The organism is Parasedimentitalea nitratireducens (assembly GCF_057444295.1).
The window spans coordinates 1-2,119 of the sequence record NZ_JBYAXC010000035.1 but is presented as its reverse complement, the minus strand read 5'-3'; the positions used below and the strand labels follow the sequence as shown (position 1 = coordinate 2,119).

Genomic DNA, 2,119 nt, shown 5'->3' with positions numbered 1-2,119 from the left:
CTGATCAATGCAATGCGCACCGCATCGCTGCGAAATTCGTCCGTCCGTTTCTGTCCCATAGTTCATCTCCTTTGTTGGCGGTTGCCTTGCGGCATTGGGAACAAAAGATTGGCCGGATAGTCTATTTTCCAGCCAGCGGCAGTGTTTTCATACCGGTGCCACTCAAGCGATTGCAGCTGCGACACCGCATCAATAACCACCTGACGTTCATCTGCTACGATCAGAGCTTCTTCTTGCGCGGGCGTTAGTTCCGGCTCGGTAGTCTCCTCCGCCACCCATTCCATCTTTGAGTATATGAAGGCTTTTGAAATTCGTGCTGACACCGCGTTATAAATCGACTTTTGCGTCTTGTCGTATTCGATGACAAACGCCTGCACCAACATTTCATCCTCAGAAAATACGTATTTTTCATAGTAGATGTTGTTGCCTCGATAGCCAGACAACACAAACCAACCATCCCCCTTAGGCTTGTAGGTAACGCCGGAATGTTGTGGCTGAGCCAGCAAGTCTTTGCGAAAACTGGGTAGATCATCAAATGGGTTGGCCATGCCCACTGCGATCAACGTGACTTCGCCGTCAGCGCTGCGAAAGCCACGACTAATCTTACTGTCCGCTTCGGGCATCGGAGATAGCAACGCAGTTGGGTACTCAATCTGCCAACCCGAAAGGCTGTTCTGATACAGCTGCCAGTCTTGATCTGTGCCAGAGAACGAAAGTGTTGGCCCGCAAAGAAGCAAAGCAAAAGCAAAAGCAAAAGCAAATGATGAAATGGTTTTTCGCAGCGAATACAAATTCAACTCATACCCCTTGGTGTTCAACTTTGATTCCGGTCCCCGATGATAGACCGTCCGGCACGATACCTGTTCCTGAGCATAGGTCGATAATAATTTGGCAACTGAGTTTACTTTGTGGTTTAGACGTATGATTGGTGCAGATTTGTTCAGGAATGACGACAAAGCAAAACTCCCATAACTTTATCACGTGGTTCAACCGACGGAGGCAGTGGGCCAAGATTGTTGTGCCAACTGAAGTGCGAGGTACAACAAAGTTCCGCACAGCGGGCATTGGCGCGAAGCAAGGCGAATTTCCGCTAACTGCCCTGGGGGTCGAAAGGTCATTTCTGCTTTGCGCTGGAAGCTGCCATTAAACGAATTTGGCGCAAATGTCCGCTCTAGGTCGTTCGCTACATTTATAGGAGCGAGATGTGACCCTTGCAAAGTCTGGGGAGTAGATAAACCGGACCGTCAGGGTCGGCCCTGTGCCGTCATTCGCAATCATTGCAGCCAATGGCAGCTTAGAGTCCGAAGCAGACAAACAGGTAGATCTGTGCTAAAACGATTTGCACAAACGGTTCCCTGTTGTGTTTTCTGCGGAGTTTTGTCCTGTCGAGTGCCAATATTGTACTCCAGCCACCGTTCAGGAAGGCTACGCTTGACGACGTGGACGAAATCCACCCACTCGCAAAATCAACCGTACCGGTTTTGTCGAGCATCTTTGGTCAAGATTGGCCGAAGCGGATGAAGCCACAGAGGACTTTGGGCGCCGAGCACAAAGCGCATTTATCAACGAGGGTAATACCATAGTCGCCGAATTCGAAGACAGAATCGAAGCAATGCTGATCTCCTATCCGATGGCAGATTTACCGAACCCACACGTGCCAAGTATGGATGCAATTCTCAGGCTATTGAAGTCGCTGTTTTCGAAAGCAAAAGGGACCTGGTACTTGCACGGAATTGCAAACAACCCTGATTTCTTCGGTAAAGGTTTAGCATCACATTTGATGGATATTGCTGAGAATCTCGGAAAATCAGTCGACAAACTCAAGATAAGCCATTTGGGTATCGACATCAGTCCAACCGCCATTCGTATCTACGAATATCGGGGCTATGCAATCACGGCCAAGGAAGCAGTTGTCCGCAAAGATTGGCGAACTGATGCCAAGAACTGGCTGCTTATGGAATGAGAGCGTTGTGTCTCCAATGCGGTCATTCATTGGTTGGGTTGGTACCGCTGTGCAGCGAGCGGCGGCCTTGTACGCATTAGCGGCGAATGACCGGAACCCACCCTTAGTGCTCTGGATGCCGCCTCATGCTGCGCCCGGCACGAATGTCTCGATTGG

General features: G+C 49.9%; 2 protein-coding genes. One reads left to right on the top strand and one right to left on the bottom strand.

The features are described from left to right. Nucleotides 1-62 precede the first annotated feature (62 nt). A complete protein-coding gene (locus AC2T28_RS24885) occupies nucleotides 63-797 on the bottom strand; it encodes a hypothetical protein (RefSeq protein WP_486751290.1) in 735 nt (244 codons plus the stop codon). A gap of 707 nt (nucleotides 798-1,504) precedes the next feature. On the opposite strand from AC2T28_RS24885, the gene AC2T28_RS24880 reads away from it, so the two are divergent. Next, on the top strand, nucleotides 1,505-1,963 hold the full coding sequence (locus AC2T28_RS24880; protein WP_486751289.1) for a GNAT family N-acetyltransferase: 459 nt from the start codon (nucleotides 1,505-1,507) through the stop codon (nucleotides 1,961-1,963). Nucleotides 1,964-2,119 lie beyond the last annotated feature (156 nt).